Genomic DNA, 17,012 nt, shown 5'->3' with positions numbered 1-17,012 from the left:
CCCGTGGCAGGCGGTCGGCCGCCGCCTAGCGTGCTGGGAGCGGGCCGGCACCGCCGCCGCCCCGCACCTCGGACGACGAAGGGAATCACCATGACCGACTTCACTGACCGCACCGCGATCATCACCGGCGGCGCCGGAGGCATCGGCCTCGCGACCGCCCGCGCGCTCCTGGACGCCGGAGCCCGCGTCGTGCTGGTCGACATCGACCAGTCGGCGCTCGACGAGGCGGCCGCGGGCCTCGAGGCGGAGGGGCGCGTCCTCACCGTCCGCGCCGACGTCTCCGACCCCGACGACGTCGACCGCTACGTGAGCGCGACCGTCGACGCCTTCGGCGGGATCGACGTCTTCTTCAACAACGCCGGCATCGAGGGGAGGGTGGCGTCGATCGTCGACACGGCCCCCGAGGACTTCGACCGCGTCATCGGCATCAACCTGCGCGGTGCCTTCCTCGGGCTCCGCTCCGTGCTGCCGCGGATGATCGAGCAGGGGCGGGGCAGCGTGATCAACACCTCCTCCGTCGCCGGGCTCGACGGCGCCCCGGGCCTCAGCCCCTACGTCGCCTCGAAGCACGGGGTCGCCGGGCTCACCAAGAGCGCGGCCCTCGAGGTCGCGGGCACCGGCGTCCGGGTCAACTCGATCCACCCGTCGCCCGTGAACACGCGGATGATGCGCTCGATCGAGGCGGGCGGCGGCGACGCTGAGAAGCAGCGTGCCGCCTACGAGGCCGGGATCCCGCTCGGACGCTACGCCGAGGCCTCGGACATCGCCGCGCTGGTGCTCTTCCTCGCCTCGGACGAGAGCTCGTTCATCACGGGCGCCCAGTACCGGATCGACGGCGGGATGGGCGCCGGGCAGTAGCGGCGCGGGCCGGGCCGCGGGCGGGAGCCGTCGTCGCCGACGCACCGTCCGTTCGCCCCATGTTCACGTGACGCCGCGGAGGAGGGGAGCGAGGATGGGGGCGTGTCCCGTCGCCTCCTCCTCCCCGTCGCCGGCGTCCTCGCCGCGGCCCTCGCCGCCGGCGGGCTGACGCTCCTCGTCTGGACGATCGACGAGACGCCGTTCGCACGGCCCGACGCCGGCTTCGACCGTCTGAAGAGCGAGGTCGCCGCGGTGCCCGGAGTCTCCCTCGATGGCGCCGAGCGCTGGGTCGAGGCGCCGGCGTTCGGCCCGCCGACCTCCTGGGTCGGGGTCGCGGTCGAGGAGCCGGCGCTCGCCGACGCCCTCGCGACGGCCTGTGCGACCGAGTACGCGGATCCGGTGCTGTGGTCGTTCCGGGCGACGTCCGCAGGCGGGAACACCCTCTCCTTCGCGGGCGCGGAGGAGCCGACCGCCGCGTGCCCCGCTCCCGCTGTCGACGCGTCGGCCCTGCTCGAGCGGATCGACGGGCTCGGCCGCGGCCTGGAGCTGCACGCGTCGCTCCGCGAGGGGTCCTTCGCCCTCGACTCCTTCGAGGACGTCTCCGGCGGGCTGCCCGCGCTGCTCCCGATCGTCCGGGCGGCGGAGGACCTGCGGGACGCTGCGGGCGCGGAGCGGGGCGCCCCGGTCGAGATCTCCGGTCCCTGGGCCGCGATCACCGTCGGTCCCGGCGAGCAGGAGCGGATTGCCGCGCTGCTCACGACCCTCGTCGGGGAGCACGGCGTCACCGCCTACTGGGCGACCGAGGACGGCCTGCGGATCGTCGCGCCCGACGGCGGGCACGCCGCGATCGAGGCCGCCGTGCGCGACTCCGGGCTGCCGGTGGCCGACCGGCCCCTGCGCTTCGAGGCCGACGAGTCCTGACGCCGGGCGGCCGTCATGCGCGCCAGGCCGCCAGCTCCTCCGGGGTCGCCAGAACGCGATGGGTCGGCGAGAGCTCGTGGACGCTCCCGGCCGAGTAGTCGATCCCGAGCGCGACCGGGTCGTACGGCTCGGAGGGGGCGCGGCGGCGCATCGCGCGCGGGTCGGCCGAGAGCACGGCGCGCAGCAGCGAGCGGGTGTAGGGGTGCACGGGCCCGGAGAAGATCTCGGCCGTCGTGCCCGTCTCGACCAGGTGGCCCTTGTGCATGACCCCGATGCGGTCCGAGATGTACTTCACCATCGCGAGGTCGTGGGCGATGAAGAGGTACGCGGTGCCGAGCTCCTCCTGGAGCGCGCGCATCAGGTTCACGACCTGCGCCTGGATCGAGACGTCGAGCGCCGAGACGCACTCGTCCGCGATCACGAGGTCGGGCTGCATCACGAGCGCGCGGGCGATGCCGATGCGCTGCCGCTGGCCGCCCGAGAACTGGTGCGGGTAGCGGTCGGCGTGGGAGCGGTCGAGGCCGACCTTCTCGAGGATCGCGTAGACCTTCTCGTCGCGCTCGGCCGCCGAGGAGTACCGGCGCTGGGTGGTGAGTCCCTGCGCGACGATGTCGAAGACGGTCTTGCGCGGATTGAGGCTCGACATCGGGTTCTGAAAGATCATCTGGATGCTGGAGCGCAGGTGGTCGCGCTGGGCGGCGTCGAGCCGGCCGCTGATCGTGCGGCCCGCGAGCACGACCTGGCCGTCGGTCGGGTCGATCAGCCGGATGATCGAGCGGCCGATCGTGGACTTGCCGCTGCCGGACTCGCCGACCAGCCCGAAGGTCTCGCCGCGCCGGATCTCGAAGTCGACGCCGCCGATCGCGGTCACGTGGTGCCGCCGGCCCAGCCGGAACACCTGGGTGAGGCCGCGCACCGAGAGCAGGGCGGGCGCGGAGTCGGGCGTCGGAGCGAGTGCGGTCACGGGGTCGGTCCTTCACTGGGGGCGAGCATGGCGTCGATCTTGGCGCGCAGCGGCGCCGGCATCTCGACCGGGGGAGCGGAGGGGTGGCAGAGCCACGAGGCGACCCGGTGTCCGCCGCCCACGTCGAAGAGGGGCGGCTCCTCGACGAAGTCGATCTCGAGCGCGAACGGGTTCCTCGGAGCGAAGGGGTCGCCCGGCGCGCGGTTCACCAGGCTCGCCGGGCTGCCGGGGATGGCGAACAGCTCGGGGGAGTCGGTGGTCAGGTCCGGCATCGCGGAGAGCAGGCCCCAGGTGTAGGGGTGCCGCGGGTCGTAGAAGACCTGCTCGGCGGTGCCCTGCTCGATGATCCGTCCGGCGTACATCACGCTGACGTGGTCGGCGACGGTCGCGACGACTCCGAGGTCGTGGGTGATGAAGATCACCGAGAGCCCACGGTCCGCCTGCAGGCGCTTCAGCAGCTCGAGGATCCGCAGCTGGATCGTCACGTCGAGCGCGGTCGTCGGCTCGTCGCAGATCAGCACGTCCGGGTTGCACGACAGCGCGATGGCGATGTTGACCCGCTGGCACATGCCTCCGGAGAGCTGATGGGGGTACTGCTTGAACCGCCGCTCCGGATCGTCGATGCCGACCTCGCCGAGCAGCTCCACGGCCCGGGCGCGCGCCTCGCGACGGCCGAGCCCGAAGTGCTCCTGGATCCCCTCCATCACCTGCTTGCCGACCGACATCGTCGGGTCGAGGCAGGTCAGGGCGTCCTGGAACACCATCGCGATGCGGCGCCCGCAGATCTCGCGGCGGATCGCCGACTCGGGCATCGCCGCGATGTCCTTCGCGGTCACCGTGCCGTCGTCGCTCCGGTGCGAGAACTCGATGCTGCCCGCGGTGATCCGCTGGTTGCGGGCCATCAGGCCGAGGATCGCGCGCGCCGTCACCGACTTGCCGCTGCCGGACTCGCCGACGATCGCGACCACCTCGCCCTCGTGCAGGTCGAAGCCCAGTCCGCGGATCGCCTCGACGCTGCCGCCCTCGTTGTCGAACGAGATCGCCAGATCTCGCACCGACAGGAGGACTCTGCCGCGCTCCGGTCCGGCCGTGTCCTGACGGGTCGTGCCCGTGCTGCTCTCGGTCATGTCAGTGGCCTCTCGAGTGGGACAGTCGCGGATCGGTGGCCTCTTTCAACCCGTCGGCGACGAGCGTGAACGCCACCATGAGCAGGCCCAGCACGACCACGGGGACGATCACGAGGAACGGATAGGAGAGGAACGACTTGTAGCCGACGCTGACGAGCGAGCCGAGCGAGGCCATCGGCGCCTGGACGCCCAGGCCCACGAACGACAGGTACGACTCGGTGAAGATCGCCGACGGGATCGAGAACATGCTCATCGTCACGATCGGGCCGATGATGTTCGGGAGGATCTCGACGAACACGATCCGGCTGTCCCGCGCTCCGAGGGTGCGCGAGGCGAGCACGTACTCCTCCGTCTTCTGGCGCAGCGCCTGCGCGCGGCTGACGCGGCTCATCGCGAGCCAGTTGCTCAGCAGGAGGCCGAAGACGATGGCGCCGATGCCCGGCCCGACGGCGACCACGAAGAGCGTCACGATCACCAGCTGCGGGATGCCGGAGAGCACCTCGACCACGCGCTGCATCGCCGAGTCGGTGCGACCGCCGAAGTAGCCCGAGACCAGGCCGTAGGTCATGCCGATGACCACGTCGATCGCGAAGGCGATCACGGCGATCAGGAGCGAGACGCGGGTGCCGCTCCAGACCCGCGACCACACGTCGCGGCCCAGCTCGTCGGTGCCGAAGAGGAAGTAGGTGCCGGGCGGCAGGCCCGCCGCGGCGTACGCGTCCCGGCCGTCGCGGGTGCCGTCGAGGATCCCGAGGCCCTCGAGCAGCGGCACGCGCGGCGGGAGGAAGCGCGAGCCGACGTCCGCTCCTCCTCCGGCTGCGGGGAAGAAGGGGACCACCAGGCTCAGCACGACGATGACCACCAGCAGCACCAGGCCGACCATCGCCGGCCAGTTGCCGCGGAAGCGCCGGGCGATGTCGCGGCCGCCGCCGCGGATGATGCGGGTGGAGGTGGTCGGCGGCCCGGCGGGCCGGTTGCCCGGCGAGACGAGGCGCAGGCCCTCGGGCGGGACGCCGGCGTCGAGGCCGGCCGTGGGGGAGACGCGGTCGCTCATGCTGCCTGTCCTGCCAGTCGGATGCGGGGGTCGATCAGTCCGTAGAGCACGTCGACGAGCAGCATCACGAGGATGTAGATGATGCTGTAGACGAGGCTGATCGCGATGACGATGTTGTAGTCGACGTTCTGGATCGCCGTGAGCAGCAGCTGGCCCAGGCCCGGCGCTCCGAAGATCTGCTCGATGACGACGGAGCCGGTGATCAGGCCGATCAGCAGCGGCGAGAGCACCGTGATGATCGAGACCAGGGTGTTGCGCAGAGCGTGCCGGCCGATCACCTTGGAGGGGCCGATGCCCTTCGCCTTCGCCAGGAGGATGTAGTCGCTCTCGAGGCAGTCGAGCATCTCGGAGCGGGCGTAGCGGGCGGTCACCGCCATCACGTAGGCGGCGAGCGAGATCGTCGGCAGCACGCTCGAGGTGAAGGGGTCCGACTCGGAGTACCGGATCGGCAGCAGCTTCCACTCGAAGCCGACGAAGTAGACCAGCAGCAGCGCGATGACGAACGACGGGACGCTGAAGGCGATCACCGAGACGAACGTCGAGAGGTTGTCGAACCAGCCGCGCGGGCGGATCGCTGAGACGATGCCGATCAGCAGTCCCAGCACCACGCCGAGGACGAGGGCCTGCAGGCCGATGCGGATCGTGACGGGCAGGCGGCTGCCGAGCATCTCCGAGACGGGGAAGTCCGGGATGAGGTTGTACGAGATGCCGAAGTCGCCGCGGGCGAGGTTCACCAGGTAGGTGCCCAGCCGCAGCAGCACCGGCTCGTCGAGCCCGTACTTCTGCGTGAGGAGCGCCTTCTGCACCGCGTCGAGCTTCTCGCTGTTGAAGGGCGAGCCCGGGAGCAGCTGCAGCAGCGCGAACATCACGATCGCGATCGCGATGATCGTGAAGACCGAGGTGAGCAGCCGGGTGGCGACGTACTTCGTCACCGGCTCGACCCCTCGGCGAGCACGGCGCGCTCGCCGTCCTCGGGGATGCCGGCCCAGGAGCGGGCGTGGAACTGGGTCAGCCCCACGCGCACCAGGGCGCGGCGGGCGAGGGAGTCGATGATCTCCTCCACCGAGGCGGGCCGCGTGTAGAAGGCGGGGACCGGCGGCGCGATGATGCCGCCCGAGCGGGCCACCGCGTCCATCGCGGCGAGGTGGCCGCGGTGCAGCGGCGACTCCCGCACCATCAGGAGCGTCGGCACGCCCTCCTTGAGGCAGACATCGGCCGCCCGCGTGATCAGGTTGTCGGCGAGGCCGTAGGCGATGCCGCTCAGGGTCTTGATCGTGCAGGGCGCGATCACCATCGCCGTGGCGGGCGTGGACCCCGACGCGATGGAGGCGCCGATGTGCGCGGGCCGGTGGGCCGTGTCGGCGAGCGCCTCCACCTGCTTCTGGGTGAGGCCGCACTCCTGGTCGAGCGTCATCGCGCCCGCCTTCGAGACGATGACGTCGCTGCGCAGCCCCGGATCCATCCGCAGCAGCTCGAGGATGCGGACCCCGATCCCGACTCCGGAGGCGCCGGTGATGGCGACGATCACGCGGCCGGGGGGCTCCTGGCGGGTGCGGTTCATGCGAGGCCTTCCTTGTCGAGGGTGAGCACGGACTGCGCGAGCGCGTGCACGCCCACCGCGATGTCCGTGATCCCGGTGTACTCCTCCGGGCAGTGGCTGCGGCCGTCCTGCGAGGGGATGAAGATCATGCCGATGGGTCCCAGTCTCGCCATCTGCACCCCGTCGTGCCCGGCTCCGCTGTAGAGGCGGGCGGCGGGGTGGCCGAGGCGCTCGATGGAGCGGCCGATGCCGTCCGCGAGGCGGGGGTCGATGGCCGTCGGGCGCTCCCAGGGCAGCCACGTCACCTCGTGGCCGAGGCCGCGCGCCGCCGCCTCGAAGGCCGCGGCCTCCGCGATCTGCTCGCGGGCGATGGTGAACCAGCCGGGGTCGGGGCTGCGGAACTCCGCGGTGACCAGGGCGCTCTCGGTGACGACGCTGGTCGCCTCCGGGGTGAAGGTGACGGAGCCGACGGTGCCGACCGCCTCCGCGGCCCGGGAGGCGATGCGCTCGACCGCGAGGACCACGCCGGCCGCGGCGCAGCCGGCGTCGTGCCGCAGCGCCATCGGCATGGTGCCCGCGTGGTCGCGGCGGCCCGAGAAGAGGGTGCGGAACCGCGAGATGCCCGCGATCGAGGTGACGACTCCGAGCGGCAGCCCCTCGCGCTCGAGGACCGGGCCCTGCTCGATGTGCAGCTCGAGGAAGCCGAGCACCTCGTCGGGGCTCCAGCGGGTGCCCGAGAGCGGGTCGGACCATCCGGCGGCCTCCAGGGCGGCGCCGAGGGTGCGCCCGGTGTCGTCGGTCGCCGAGAGGTGCTCGCCCGTGAGGGAGCCGGCCAGCGCGCGGCTGCCCAGGCAGGAGAGCTCGAAGCGGTTGGCCTCCTCGTTGTAGAAGTCGACGACGCGCAGGTCGTGGTGGAGCCGGATCCCCGACTCCTGCAGCAGGCGCGCCACCTCGATCGCGCCCAGCACGCCGACGACGCCGTCGTAGCGCCCGCCGCCGTCCACCGTGTCCGTGTGCGAGCCGATCACGATCGCGCGGCGGGCGGCTCCCGTGCCGGCGAGGGTGCCGATCACGTTGCCGATTCCGTCGATCCGGACCTCCAGGCCCGCGGAGCGCATCCGCTCGGCGACCCAGTGACGGGAGTCGGTGTCGACCTCGGTCATCGCCACGCGGCTCCAGCCGGGGCGCGAGGAGTCGACGAGGCCGGCGATCTCGTCGAGGTCGAGGGCCAGCCGGCCGGCGTCGGGGAAGCGCACGTCGGGGGTCATCGCGGGTCCTCCCCGTCGTCGGCCAGGGAGCCGTGCACGACGACGGCGGGGCGGAGGGCGACTCCGTCGGCGACGAGGGCGTCGCGCACGCGGCGGAGGACGTCCCCGGGCGGGACGGCCAGCTCGGCGCCGAGGGCGCGGTCGCCCTCCTTGCGGGTCGCGTCCATCCCGACCTTCGTCACGGTGCCGCCGACCTGCATCGGCACGTTGCGGTCGGTGGCGACCCCGTCGACCAGCATCAGGTCGCGGTCCCACCGCATCCGGCTCGTCCGGGCCCAGTGCACGTGCTCCATGTCCCAGGCGTCCACGTCGGAGTCGACGACGGTGACCTGCTTGACCATGCTGACGGCCGCGAACGCGCCGAACATCACGCGCTTGGCGGTGCCCGGACGGCCGTTCGCGATCGCGACCACCACGTCGACCCGGCCGCCGCCGGAGTGGGTGACCGCCACGTCGACGACGTCGCAGCCGACGTTGCGCAGCGCGTGCCGGATGCCGGCGGCGATGGGCAGCGCCGCGATGTAGCTGTGCTCCGAGGAGAGGCCGGGCAGGATCACCTGGACCTCGGGGGACTCGCGACGGGTCACGGCGGTGACCTCGAGGGTGATCCCGTCGCCGTAGTCCTCGTACATGCCGTGGTACTCGTTCACGAGGCCCTCGTGCACCGGCCGGTCGGCGTGCAGGATCCCCTCGATCACGATCTCCGCGTCGGCGGGGACGAGCACGTCGCTCGTCGTGGCCCGCGCGACCCGCACCTCCTCGCCGAGCAGGTGCGCGGCGTGCTCCAGCTCGTCGTCGCCCAGGGCGAGGTAGCAGCAGGCGGCGAGCTGCACGGCCGGGTGCGCGCCGAGGACCACGGCGACGGGGAGCCCGCCGACGGCCGCGGCCGAGCGCGAGAGCGCGGTGAGGTGGTGGTTCGGCGCGATCCCGACGAAGCCGGTGGTCGCGTCGAGCGGCTTGATCCGCGCGTAGGAGGCGTTGCGGTGCCCGGTCACCGGGTCGAACGCCACGATGAGCCCGGCGGTGAGGTAGCCGCCGGAGTCCTTCTCGAACCAGACCGGAGCGACGACCTCCTGCCACACGGACGCGGCGGGCAGGCGCACGGCCTGCACCGGAGCGTCCTCGACCACGCGCACCGGGGTGCGGTCGGCGACCGCGGCGGTGAGCCGGTCGAGCAGCTCGTCGACCCGGCAGCCGACGGCGCGGGCGATCCGCTCGCGGCTGGAGAGCACGTTGCCGACGACCGGGTGGGCCGAGCCGGCGACCGAGGTCAGGCGCACGGCCGGGCCGCGGTCCAGCAGCGCGAGCACGCTCGCCAGCTCGAAGCGGGCGTCGACGGTGCGCTCGACGGTGACGAGCTCGTCGGCGGGCAGCGCGTCGACGAAGGCGCGGAGGGACTGCTCGCCCATCAGGCGGCCCTCGCGACGAAGCGTCCGTCGCCCGGCTCCGCGAGCAGGCCCTCGGCCCGGCTGAAGACGGGGGTGCCGCGGACGACGGTGGTCTCGAGGCGGCCGGGGAAGGACATCCCGGCGTAGGGGCTCCAGGTGGCGGTCGAGAGCATCGGGGTGTCGTCGATCACGGTCGTGCCGGACGGATCGACGACGGCGAAGTCCGCGTCCAGGCCCGCCTCGATCGCGCCCTTGCGGTGCCCGAGGCCGAACGCGCGGGCGGGGTTCGTCGCGAGGACCTCGGCGGCGCGCAGCAGCGAGAGGCGGCCGCCGAGGTATCCGGCGCCGATCACGATCGGCAGCAGGGTCTGCACGCCGGGCGCCCCGGAGGCGTTGTCGAAGATCACGTCGGCGCTCTTCTTCGCCAGCGGCCACGGCGCGTGGTCGGAGGTCACCAGGCCGATCCGGCCGTCGGCGAGCGCCTCCCACATCCCGCGGGCGTGCTCGGCGGTCCGCAGCGGCGGGTTGATCTTGCCGAGCGCGCCGAGCCGCTCCATGTCGTCCTCGGTGAGGACGAGGTAGTGCGGGCAGGTCTCCAGCGTCGCGTCGAGCCCGCGGGCGGCGCTCGCCGTCACGAGCTCGACGGTGCCGGGGAGGCTCGCGTGGAAGATGTGGAAGGGCACACCGGCCGCCGAGGCGAGCTCGAGCCCGAGCGCCACCGAGGAGGTCTCGGACACGGGCGGGCGGCTGCGGACGTGGTCGAGGGGGGCGGTGCGGCCCGCGGCTTTCGCCGCCGCGACGAGCGCGCCGATGATCTCGCCGTCCTCCGCGTGCACGCCGACGCGGACGCCGCGCTCGGCCATGATCGCGAAGGCCTCGAGCAGCTGGTCGGAGGGGATGCGGGGGAAGCGGATCGGGTCGGTCTCGAACAGCGAGACCTTGAATCCGCAGACGCCCTCGTCGATCATCCCGGCCACGTCCCGCGCGCCGTCCCCGGGGCGGACCGTGCCGTGCAGGGCGACGTCGACGACGGCCTCGCGCTCGAGGCGCTCGCGCTTGGCGACGACGGCGGCGGCCGTGTTCACCGGGCTGCCCGCGTCGTAGGGCATGTCGAGGATCGTGGTCACCCCGCCCGCGGCGGCGGCCGAGGTCGCGCCGGTGAACGTCTCGGCCGGCTCCGAGAAGGCGTGGACGTGCGCGTCGACCGCGCCGGGCAGGACGAGCATCCCCGCGCCGCCGATCACGACCGAGGCCTCCGTGAGGGCGCGCGCCGCTTCGCGTCCGCCGAGCACGGCGGCGATGCGGCCGTCCTCGACGACCACCGCCCCGTCCTCGATCACGGCGCCCGGCGTGACGACGCGGCCGTGGACGACCGTCCCGCCCGCGGTCACCGCACGGCTCCGATGCGCGCCTCGACGGCGGTGAGGACGGTGCCGAGCACGACCATCGCCTGCGCGTTGATCATCTGCTCCGACTGGTAGATGTCCTCGCGGGTCATCGGCACGATCGAGCGGACCGCCTCGTAGGCGGCCGTGCTGCCCTCGCCGAGCGCCCGGTCCTCCAGGTGCGGCGACGCGAGGTCGATGCCCTGGGTGGCGAGGATGAACTCCACTCCGAGGATCACCTGCGTGTTGTGGATGATGCTGCGCGCCTTCCGCGAGGAGAAGGTGCACATCGAGACGTGGTCCTCCTGGTTCGCCTTCGTCGGGATCGAGTCGACGACGGAGGGGAAGCACAGCACCTTGTTCTCGGAGGCGATGGCGGCCGCCGCGCAGTGCACGATCGAGAAGCCCGTGTTGAGGCCGAGCTGGCCGCCGACGAGGTTGAGCGGCAGGCCGTAGCTGAGGTTGGGGTCGGTGAGGCGGAACGAGCGGCGCTCCGAGATGGCGCCGATCTCGGCGACCGCGATCGCGATGAGGTCGGCCGCGACGCCGATCGGCTCGCCGTGGAAGTTGCCGCCGGAGAGGACGTCGTAGCCGCCCTCGCCGTCCGGGAGCACCAGCGGGTTGTCGGTCGCGGCGTTGGCCTCGCGCACCAGCAGCGTCTGCGCGAACAGGAGCGACTCGCGGGTCGTGCCGTGCACCTGCGGCGCGCAGCGCAGCGAGTAGGCGTCCTGCACGCGCGGCTTGTAGACGCCGCCGACGCGCTGCTCGTCCGGGAGGCGGAGGCGGCGCGCCTCCTCGACGGTGCGCTCGCTGCCCGCGGTGAGGGCGCGGACGTTCGCGGCCACGTCGACCTGGCCGGGGGCGTTGCGGGCGAGGTGGATGCGCTCGTCGAACGCGTCGAGCTCGCCGCGGATCGCCTCGAGCGAGAGCGAGAGGGCCACGTCCGCCTGGCGGGTGAGGCTCCACGCGTCGTGCAGGGCGAGGCAGGCGGTGGCGAGCGAGATGGTGGAGCCGTTGATCAGGGCGAGGACGTCCTTGGGCTTGAGCTCGAACTCGGTGGCGAGTCCGGCCGCAGTGAGGGCCTCGACGGCGGGCATCCGCACGCCGCGGTGGTAGGCCTCGGCCTTCTCGTGGCCGACCATCACGCTGACCATGTGCGCGAGGGGGGCGAGGTCGCCCGAGGCGCCGACCGAGCCCTGGCCCGGGATGACCGGGAGGACGTCGGCGTTGAGCATCGCGATCAGGCGGTCGATGCACTCGATCCGCACGCCCGACATGCCCTTGGCGATCGCGTTGGTGCGCAGCAGCAGCAGCGCGCGGGTCTCGTCGAGGGGGAGCGGCTCGCCGACTCCGGCGGAGTGGGAGTTGATGACCAGGCGCTGGAAGCGGGCCTGGTCCTCGGCGGGGACGCGGACGTCCATCAGCCGGCCGAGCCCGGTGTTGATGCCGTAGATGGCGGGGGCGTCGGGGGCGAGGAAGTGCTCGTCGACGTAGGCGCGGGCCTCGTTCGTGACCCGGCGGGCCTCGTCGCTGAGGACGACCTCGGGGAACGTGCCGTCCGAGAGCCCGCGGGCGACGAGCGCGATGTCCTCGATCGTGAGCGTGAAGCCGTCGATCTCGACGAAGTCGGGCTGAGAGGAGCCGATCGTGGCGGTTCCGCTCGTCTGTGCCAGTTCAGTCATGGGAGTGAGTCTCTTTCGTTGATCCGGCTTCGGAGCCTCGGTCGTTCGGTGGTAGTGGCTTAAGTCTGCATAGAACGCGGTCGAGCAGCAAGTCAGCCGAACAGAAGCGCCGATGCGACGCTGCTGCCGAAGCGGATTCGGCTGCGTGCGGCAGTGAGGGCTCTCGGCCGAACGATGTTCGGCGCCGCGCCCCTCGCGCCCCGCGCACGACGAAGGGCCGCCCGCCGCGCTCGAGGCGCGGGCGGACGGCCCTGCGGAGGTGCGGTCGCGCTCAGCCGGCCGGGGCCGCGTGCACGGTCCGAGGGTCGTTGAACGACTGGACGCGGCCCGAGAACTCCGACTCGAGGTCGAGCAGCTCCTGCGCGGCGAAGAACGCCATGCCGCTGTGGCCCGGGTACTCCTCCGGCATCAGCTCGTTCGAGTAGGTGTTGCCCATCTCGGCGAGGTTCGCCCGGCCGGCCTCGATCATCCCGGCCATGGACGCCTTCATCGTGAAGTGCATCGTGACCAGCTGGAAGCCCAGCTCCGCCAGCTGCGCGAACGACATCTGCTCGAGGCCGCGCTTGGCGTTGATGTCGGCGAACATCTTCAGCCCCGGCACCCGGCGGGCCACCTCGGTGGCGTCCGCGAGGGTCGTGACGTTGACCACGACCGTCGCGTGCGCTCCGAGGGCGACGCAGTCGATCATCCGCTGGATGCCCTCCTCCAGATTCGCGCTGCCGTAGTTGCTGCGCGCGATCACCATGCAGTCGGTGCCCTCGACGGCGCGGACGGCGGCCCGCACCTTCGCGTAGTACTCCTCGCGGGGGATCATGTTGTCGGCCGAGACGTCCCGGGCGTAGCCGGGCTCGAACTCGTCCTCCATCAGCACCGCCATCGCGCCGGCCTTGGCCACCCGCCTGCAGGTCTCGTAGACCTGCAGGGGACTGGCGCCGAAGCCGTCCTCGATGTCGACCGCGAGCGGCAGCGGCGACATGTCGACGATCCGCTCCACCGCCCAGAGGAGCTCCTCCAGCGAGAGCAGTCCGAGGTCGGGGATGCCCTTCATCGACATCGACACCTCCGATCCGCTCAGCAGCATCGCCTCGAAGCCGGCCAGCTCGACCGCTCGGGCGGAGGAGCAGTCGAAGACGCAGGGGGCCAGGACGCTCCCGGACTCCATCAGCTCGCGCAGGGTCCTCGTCGCGGTCATCGTGCCGTCTCCTCTCGGGGGGTGGTCCGCATCAGTCGTCCTTCGTGACGAGGCGGTAGTTCCAGGTCAGGCTCACGTTGCGGACCTCCATGCCCTGCACGGCGGGGTTGATCAGCATCGCGATGCCGTTCTGCACGGTCGGGATCACCGCCACGTCGCCCATCAGGATGTCCTCCGCGTCGTGCAGGCTCTGCCAGCGCGCCTCCGGCTGGGAGAGCATGTCGGCGGTGCGGGCCGCGGCGATGATCGAGTCGTACTCCGGGTTCGCGTAGCCGCCGAAGTCGCGGGCGGAGGTGGAGGACAGCAGCTCCAGGAACGCCATCGGGTCCTTGTAGTCGGGGCCCCAGCGGAAGAGGTAGAGGTCGAAGTCGCCGGCCGTGGCCTGCTCGTTCGCCGTCGCCTTGGGCTGGCTGGTGAGCTCGATGCTCAGACCGGGCAGGTTCGCCTCCCACTGCGAGGCGACGTACTCGGCCTGCGCGATCGAGGCCTCGTCGTCCCAGTACGAGAGCGTGAGGCTCACGGAGTCGGTGCCCAGGACGGCGAGGCCCTTCGTCCAGGCGGCCTGCGCCGCGTCGAGGTCGTAGGCGAGGTAGCTGCCCCCCGTGTCGCGGAACTGCTTCCCGTCGGGTCCGACCGCCAGGTTCTGCCCGACGAAGTAGTCGGCCGGCTGGGCGCCGTTCTTCAGCACCTCGTCGGCGAGCGCCTCCTTGTCGAAGGAGGTGGCCAGCGCAGTGCGGATGTCCTCGTTCGCGAGCGCGGGATTCTGGAGGTTGGGGTAGAAGTACCACATGTGCACCTCGAGCGCCGTGGTCAGCTCGGGGGAGTCGGTGTAGCGGTCGATCAGGCTTCCGGAGATCTCGGTGAAGTCGAGGTCGCCGCTCTCCTGGAGGAGCGCCGCGGTCTGCGAGTCCTTCACCACCTGCCACTTGATCGCGTCCAGGTCGATGCCGGAGGCGTTCCAGTAGTCGGCGTTCCTGGCGACCGAGAAGTTGTTCGCGAAGTCCCACGAGTCCCAGACGAAGGGCCCGTTGTAGATCGTCGTCTCGGGGGTCTGGCCGTAGGTGTCGCCTACGCTCTCCAGGTAGGCCTGGTTCACCGGGAGGAACGCCGGCCGCACCAGCAGCGCCTGGAAGTAGGGCACGTCCGCGGCGAGCTGCACCTGCAGGGTCTTGTCGTCCAGCGCCGTGACGCCGAGCTGGGTGTAGTCCATCCCCTCGTTGACGATCTCGTTCGCGTTCTTGATACCGGCGGCGACCGCCTCGTTGCTGTTCGGGGCCGCGGTGGCCGGGTTCACCAGGCGCTTCCACGAGTACTCGAAGTCCTGCGCGGTGACCGGCGTCCCGTTGCTCCACGACGCGTCGCGGATCGTGAAGGTGTAGGTCAGGCCGTCGTCGGACTTCTCGACGCTCTCCGCCATCAGCGGGTCGATCTGGCCGTCGGCGTCGAGCGTGTAGAGGCCGTCGAAGACGGCGGTGAGCACCTCGTTCGACATGCCGTCGTTCACCTTGTGCGGATCGACGGCCTGCAGGGGGAGCAGCTTGCCGACGGTGAGGACGTGGGAGGACGTGCCGGCCTGACTCGACGACGTCGAGTCGGTGCCGCAGGCGGACAGCAGGCCGACGGCCGCGGTCATCGCGACCGCCGCCATCAGGAGCTTCGGGAGCCGTTTCATGGGAGGAGGTACCCCTTCGTGTGTGGTGCATCGGGAGACTCGGGGGAGTCGGGAGGGTGCGGCGTCATCGAGGGGACTGGCGCATGCGTTCGGTGATCTCGCAGAAAGTCTGCACGTCGATGCCCGTTGAGGCAAACGGTCTGTATCCTGTACAGCGATTCCTACTCTGGCCGCACAGAAGCGGCTCACCCCCGCGAAAGGTGTCTCCCTTGCCGAACATAATTAGGCCGGTCCGGCTCGACGAGGTCGACCGCGCGATCATCAACGTCCTGGTGCAGGACGGGCGCATCCCGAACAAGGAGCTGGCCGACCGGATCGGCCTCGCGCCCTCCTCCTCGCTGGCCCGGGTGCGGGCGCTGATCGAGAGCGGAGTCATCTCGGGCTTCCACGCCGAGGTCGACGCGCGCCTGCTCGGCAAGGGCATCCGCGCGATCCTCCGCGTCCAGCTGCGCGAGCACTCCCGAGCCGAGAACGCCCGCTTCGCCGAGGCGATGTCGAAGCTGCCCCAGGTGGTGAACCTGTGGCTGGTCGCGGGCGAGGACGACTACCTGATCGAAGTGGTCGCCGCGAGCCCCGACGAGCTGAGCGACTTCGTCCTCGACTGCGTCACCTCCGACCCGGTGGTCGCCGACACCTACACGACCCTGGTGTTCTCCCGCTGGCGCGGCGTCGGGCCGATCCCCACCGACGACGACGCGTGAGCGCCGAGCGCCTCCGCCGGCTCCTCGAGGGCGAGGTGCTGCTCGACACGCACAACGACCTGCTCTGCGGGCTGCGGCGCTACGAGGGGTACCGCGTCGAGGGCTTCGACCGGCCCCGCCCGGAGTTCCACACCGATCTGCCGCGGCTGCGCGCGGGAGGCGTCTCGGCGCAGGTCTGGTCGGTCTTCGTCTCGGCGCTGCAGAGCGAGGGCGACGCGGTGGCCGCGACGCTGGAGCAGATCGACGCCGCGTACCGGTTCGCCGCCGCCCACCCGCGCGACCTGCGCGTCGTGACCACGGTGCGGGAGGCGGAGCAGGCGGTCGCCTCCGGCCGGATCGCCTCCTTCCTCGGGATCGAGGGCGGCCACTCCGTCGCCTCCTCCCTCGGCGTGCTCCGGATGCTCGCCCGGCTGGGCGTGCGGACGATGACGCTCACGCACAACAGCTCCCTCGACTGGGCGGAGGCCGCCACCGGCACCCCGGTCGAGGGCGGGCTCACGGCGGACGGGGTGGCCGTCGTCCACGAGCTGAACCGGCTCGGCGTCGTCGTCGACCTCTCGCACACCTCCGAGCGCACCCAGCTCGCCGCGCTCGCCGCCACCTCCGCTCCCGTCCTCTACTCCCACTCCGGAGTCGCGGACGTCGCCGCGCATCCGCGCAACGTCTCCGCCCGGGCCCTCGCGGCGCTCGCCGCGAACGGAGGAGTGCTGCAGATCGCCTTCGTCGCGCAGTTCGTCTCGCGCGCCTTCGCCGACTGGTCGGCCGAGGCGGACGCAGCCCGCACCGGGCTCGGGATCACCACGTCGATGCCCTGGCCCCGCGCCCCCCGCCCCGCCGAGGCACCCGAGGACGCCGCGCGGGCGAACCGGGCCGCGTTCCCGGTGGCCGACCCCGCCGCGCTCGCCGCCTTCGAGCAGTGGCGCCGCGCGCATCCGGCGCCGCTCGTCACCGTCGCGCAGGTCGCCGACCACGTCGACGCCGCCCGCGCGGCCGTCGGGTCCCGCCACGTCGGCCTCGGCAGCGACTTCGACGGCGTCGCCGACCTGCCCGAGGGGCTCGGCGACGTCTCGGGCTACCCGCGCCTGCTGGCCGAGCTGGCCGACCGCGGCTGGAGCGACGCGGAGCTGCTCGACCTGGCCGGACGCAACACCCTGCGCGTGCTCCGCGCGGCGGAGGAGGCCGCCGAGACCCCGGAGGACGCACGCGCCTGAGCGCCTGCGAGGCCCGGATCCCGCCTCCTGGACCCGCGACCCAGGGAAC

15 protein-coding genes are annotated in these 17,012 nt (G+C 72.1%); 4 read left to right on the top strand and 11 right to left on the bottom strand.

The genetic code is table 11. The features are described 5' to 3' along the window. Positions 1-90: 90 nt before the first annotated feature. Positions 91-858 carry an SDR family NAD(P)-dependent oxidoreductase gene (locus tag C5C25_RS05150; protein WP_104226110.1) on the top strand — a complete coding sequence of 256 codons (768 nt, stop codon included), beginning with the start codon at positions 91-93 and terminating at the stop codon, positions 856-858. 102 nt (positions 859-960) lie between these two features. Next, positions 961-1,779 (top strand): hypothetical protein, encoded by an 819-nt coding sequence (locus C5C25_RS05145; protein WP_104249942.1) that lies wholly within the window; start codon positions 961-963, stop codon positions 1,777-1,779. Positions 1,780-1,792: 13 nt separating this feature from the next. Here the strand turns inward: C5C25_RS05145 and C5C25_RS05140 are convergent, their stop codons facing one another. From C5C25_RS05140 to C5C25_RS05090, 11 genes are all read right to left on the bottom strand, one after another. Continuing rightward, positions 1,793-2,743 (bottom strand): ABC transporter ATP-binding protein, encoded by a 951-nt coding sequence (locus C5C25_RS05140; protein WP_104249941.1) that lies wholly within the window; start codon positions 2,741-2,743, stop codon positions 1,793-1,795. Beyond that, positions 2,740-3,870: an ABC transporter ATP-binding protein gene (locus C5C25_RS05135; protein ID WP_104249940.1), complete on the bottom strand. Its 1,131-nt coding sequence runs from the start codon at positions 3,868-3,870 to the stop codon at positions 2,740-2,742. Before C5C25_RS05135 ends, C5C25_RS05140 begins: the two co-directional genes overlap by 4 nt. A gap of 1 nt (position 3,871) precedes the next feature. After that, a complete protein-coding gene (locus tag C5C25_RS05130) occupies positions 3,872-4,924 on the bottom strand; it encodes an ABC transporter permease (protein WP_104249939.1) in 1,053 nt (350 codons plus the stop codon). Beyond that, a complete protein-coding gene (locus C5C25_RS05125; protein WP_104249938.1) occupies positions 4,921-5,856 on the bottom strand; it encodes an ABC transporter permease in 936 nt (311 codons plus the stop codon). Before C5C25_RS05125 ends, C5C25_RS05130 begins: the two co-directional genes overlap by 4 nt. After that, positions 5,853-6,485, bottom strand: a complete 633-nt coding sequence (locus C5C25_RS05120) for a UbiX family flavin prenyltransferase (protein ID WP_104238809.1) — start codon at positions 6,483-6,485, stop codon at positions 5,853-5,855. Before C5C25_RS05120 ends, C5C25_RS05125 begins: the two co-directional genes overlap by 4 nt. Next, positions 6,482-7,732, bottom strand: a complete 1,251-nt coding sequence (locus C5C25_RS05115) for a M20 family metallo-hydrolase (protein WP_104249937.1) — start codon at positions 7,730-7,732, stop codon at positions 6,482-6,484. The genes C5C25_RS05120 and C5C25_RS05115 overlap by 4 nt, the downstream gene beginning before the upstream one ends. Beyond that, complete coding sequence (locus tag C5C25_RS05110; RefSeq protein WP_104249936.1) at positions 7,729-9,141, bottom strand: UbiD family decarboxylase; 1,413 nt, start codon at positions 9,139-9,141, stop codon at positions 7,729-7,731. Before C5C25_RS05110 ends, C5C25_RS05115 begins: the two co-directional genes overlap by 4 nt. Then, positions 9,141-10,511 carry a dihydroorotase family protein gene (locus tag C5C25_RS05105; protein ID WP_104249935.1) on the bottom strand — a complete coding sequence of 457 codons (1,371 nt, stop codon included), beginning with the start codon at positions 10,509-10,511 and terminating at the stop codon, positions 9,141-9,143. The genes C5C25_RS05110 and C5C25_RS05105 overlap by 1 nt, the downstream gene beginning before the upstream one ends. Continuing rightward, the gene (gene hutH, locus C5C25_RS05100; protein ID WP_104238813.1) at positions 10,508-12,187 is read right to left on the bottom strand and encodes a histidine ammonia-lyase; all 1,680 of its coding nucleotides are present in this window, start codon (positions 12,185-12,187) and stop codon (positions 10,508-10,510) included. Before hutH ends, C5C25_RS05105 begins: the two co-directional genes overlap by 4 nt. A 271-nt stretch (positions 12,188-12,458) precedes the next feature. Beyond that, the gene (locus C5C25_RS05095) at positions 12,459-13,379 is read right to left on the bottom strand and encodes an oxaloacetate decarboxylase (protein ID WP_104249934.1); all 921 of its coding nucleotides are present in this window, start codon (positions 13,377-13,379) and stop codon (positions 12,459-12,461) included. A 31-nt stretch (positions 13,380-13,410) separates the two neighbouring features. Then, complete coding sequence (locus tag C5C25_RS05090) at positions 13,411-15,051, bottom strand: peptide ABC transporter substrate-binding protein (protein WP_104249933.1); 1,641 nt, start codon at positions 15,049-15,051, stop codon at positions 13,411-13,413. Between the two features lie 200 nt (positions 15,052-15,251). Here C5C25_RS05090 and C5C25_RS05085 point away from each other — a divergent pair, with 200 nt between their 5' ends. Both C5C25_RS05085 and C5C25_RS05080 read left to right on the top strand, forming a co-directional pair. Continuing rightward, positions 15,252-15,752 carry an Lrp/AsnC family transcriptional regulator gene (locus tag C5C25_RS05085; RefSeq protein ID WP_104238816.1) on the top strand — a complete coding sequence of 167 codons (501 nt, stop codon included), beginning with the start codon at positions 15,252-15,254 and terminating at the stop codon, positions 15,750-15,752. Beyond that, entirely contained in the window at positions 15,749-16,963 is a 1,215-nt protein-coding gene (locus C5C25_RS05080) for a dipeptidase (protein ID WP_104249932.1), read from the top strand. Before C5C25_RS05085 ends, C5C25_RS05080 begins: the two co-directional genes overlap by 4 nt. The last annotated feature ends 49 nt before the right edge of the window (positions 16,964-17,012 follow it).

The sequence above is a fragment of the Rathayibacter sp. AY2B9 genome, from assembly GCF_002931595.1.
Lineage (GTDB): Bacteria > Actinomycetota > Actinomycetes > Actinomycetales > Microbacteriaceae > Rathayibacter.
This window is presented reverse-complemented; position numbering and strand designations above follow the sequence as displayed.

Coding starts and splice junctions, on each gene's coding strand:
- C5C25_RS05090 (WP_104249933.1), bottom strand. CDS start 15,051: ATGAAACGGCTCCCGAAGCTCCTGATGGCGGCGGTCGCGATGACCGCG.
- hutH (WP_104238813.1), bottom strand. CDS start 12,187: ATGACTGAACTGGCACAGACGAGCGGAACCGCCACGATCGGCTCCTCT.
- C5C25_RS05150 (WP_104226110.1), top strand. CDS start 91: ATGACCGACTTCACTGACCGCACCGCGATCATCACCGGCGGCGCCGGA.
- C5C25_RS05115 (WP_104249937.1), bottom strand. CDS start 7,732: ATGACCCCCGACGTGCGCTTCCCCGACGCCGGCCGGCTGGCCCTCGAC.
- C5C25_RS05095 (WP_104249934.1), bottom strand. CDS start 13,379: ATGACCGCGACGAGGACCCTGCGCGAGCTGATGGAGTCCGGGAGCGTC.
- C5C25_RS05110 (WP_104249936.1), bottom strand. CDS start 9,141: ATGGGCGAGCAGTCCCTCCGCGCCTTCGTCGACGCGCTGCCCGCCGAC.
- C5C25_RS05120 (WP_104238809.1), bottom strand. CDS start 6,485: ATGAACCGCACCCGCCAGGAGCCCCCCGGCCGCGTGATCGTCGCCATC.
- C5C25_RS05135 (WP_104249940.1), bottom strand. CDS start 3,870: ATGACCGAGAGCAGCACGGGCACGACCCGTCAGGACACGGCCGGACCG.
- C5C25_RS05130 (WP_104249939.1), bottom strand. CDS start 4,924: ATGAGCGACCGCGTCTCCCCCACGGCCGGCCTCGACGCCGGCGTCCCG.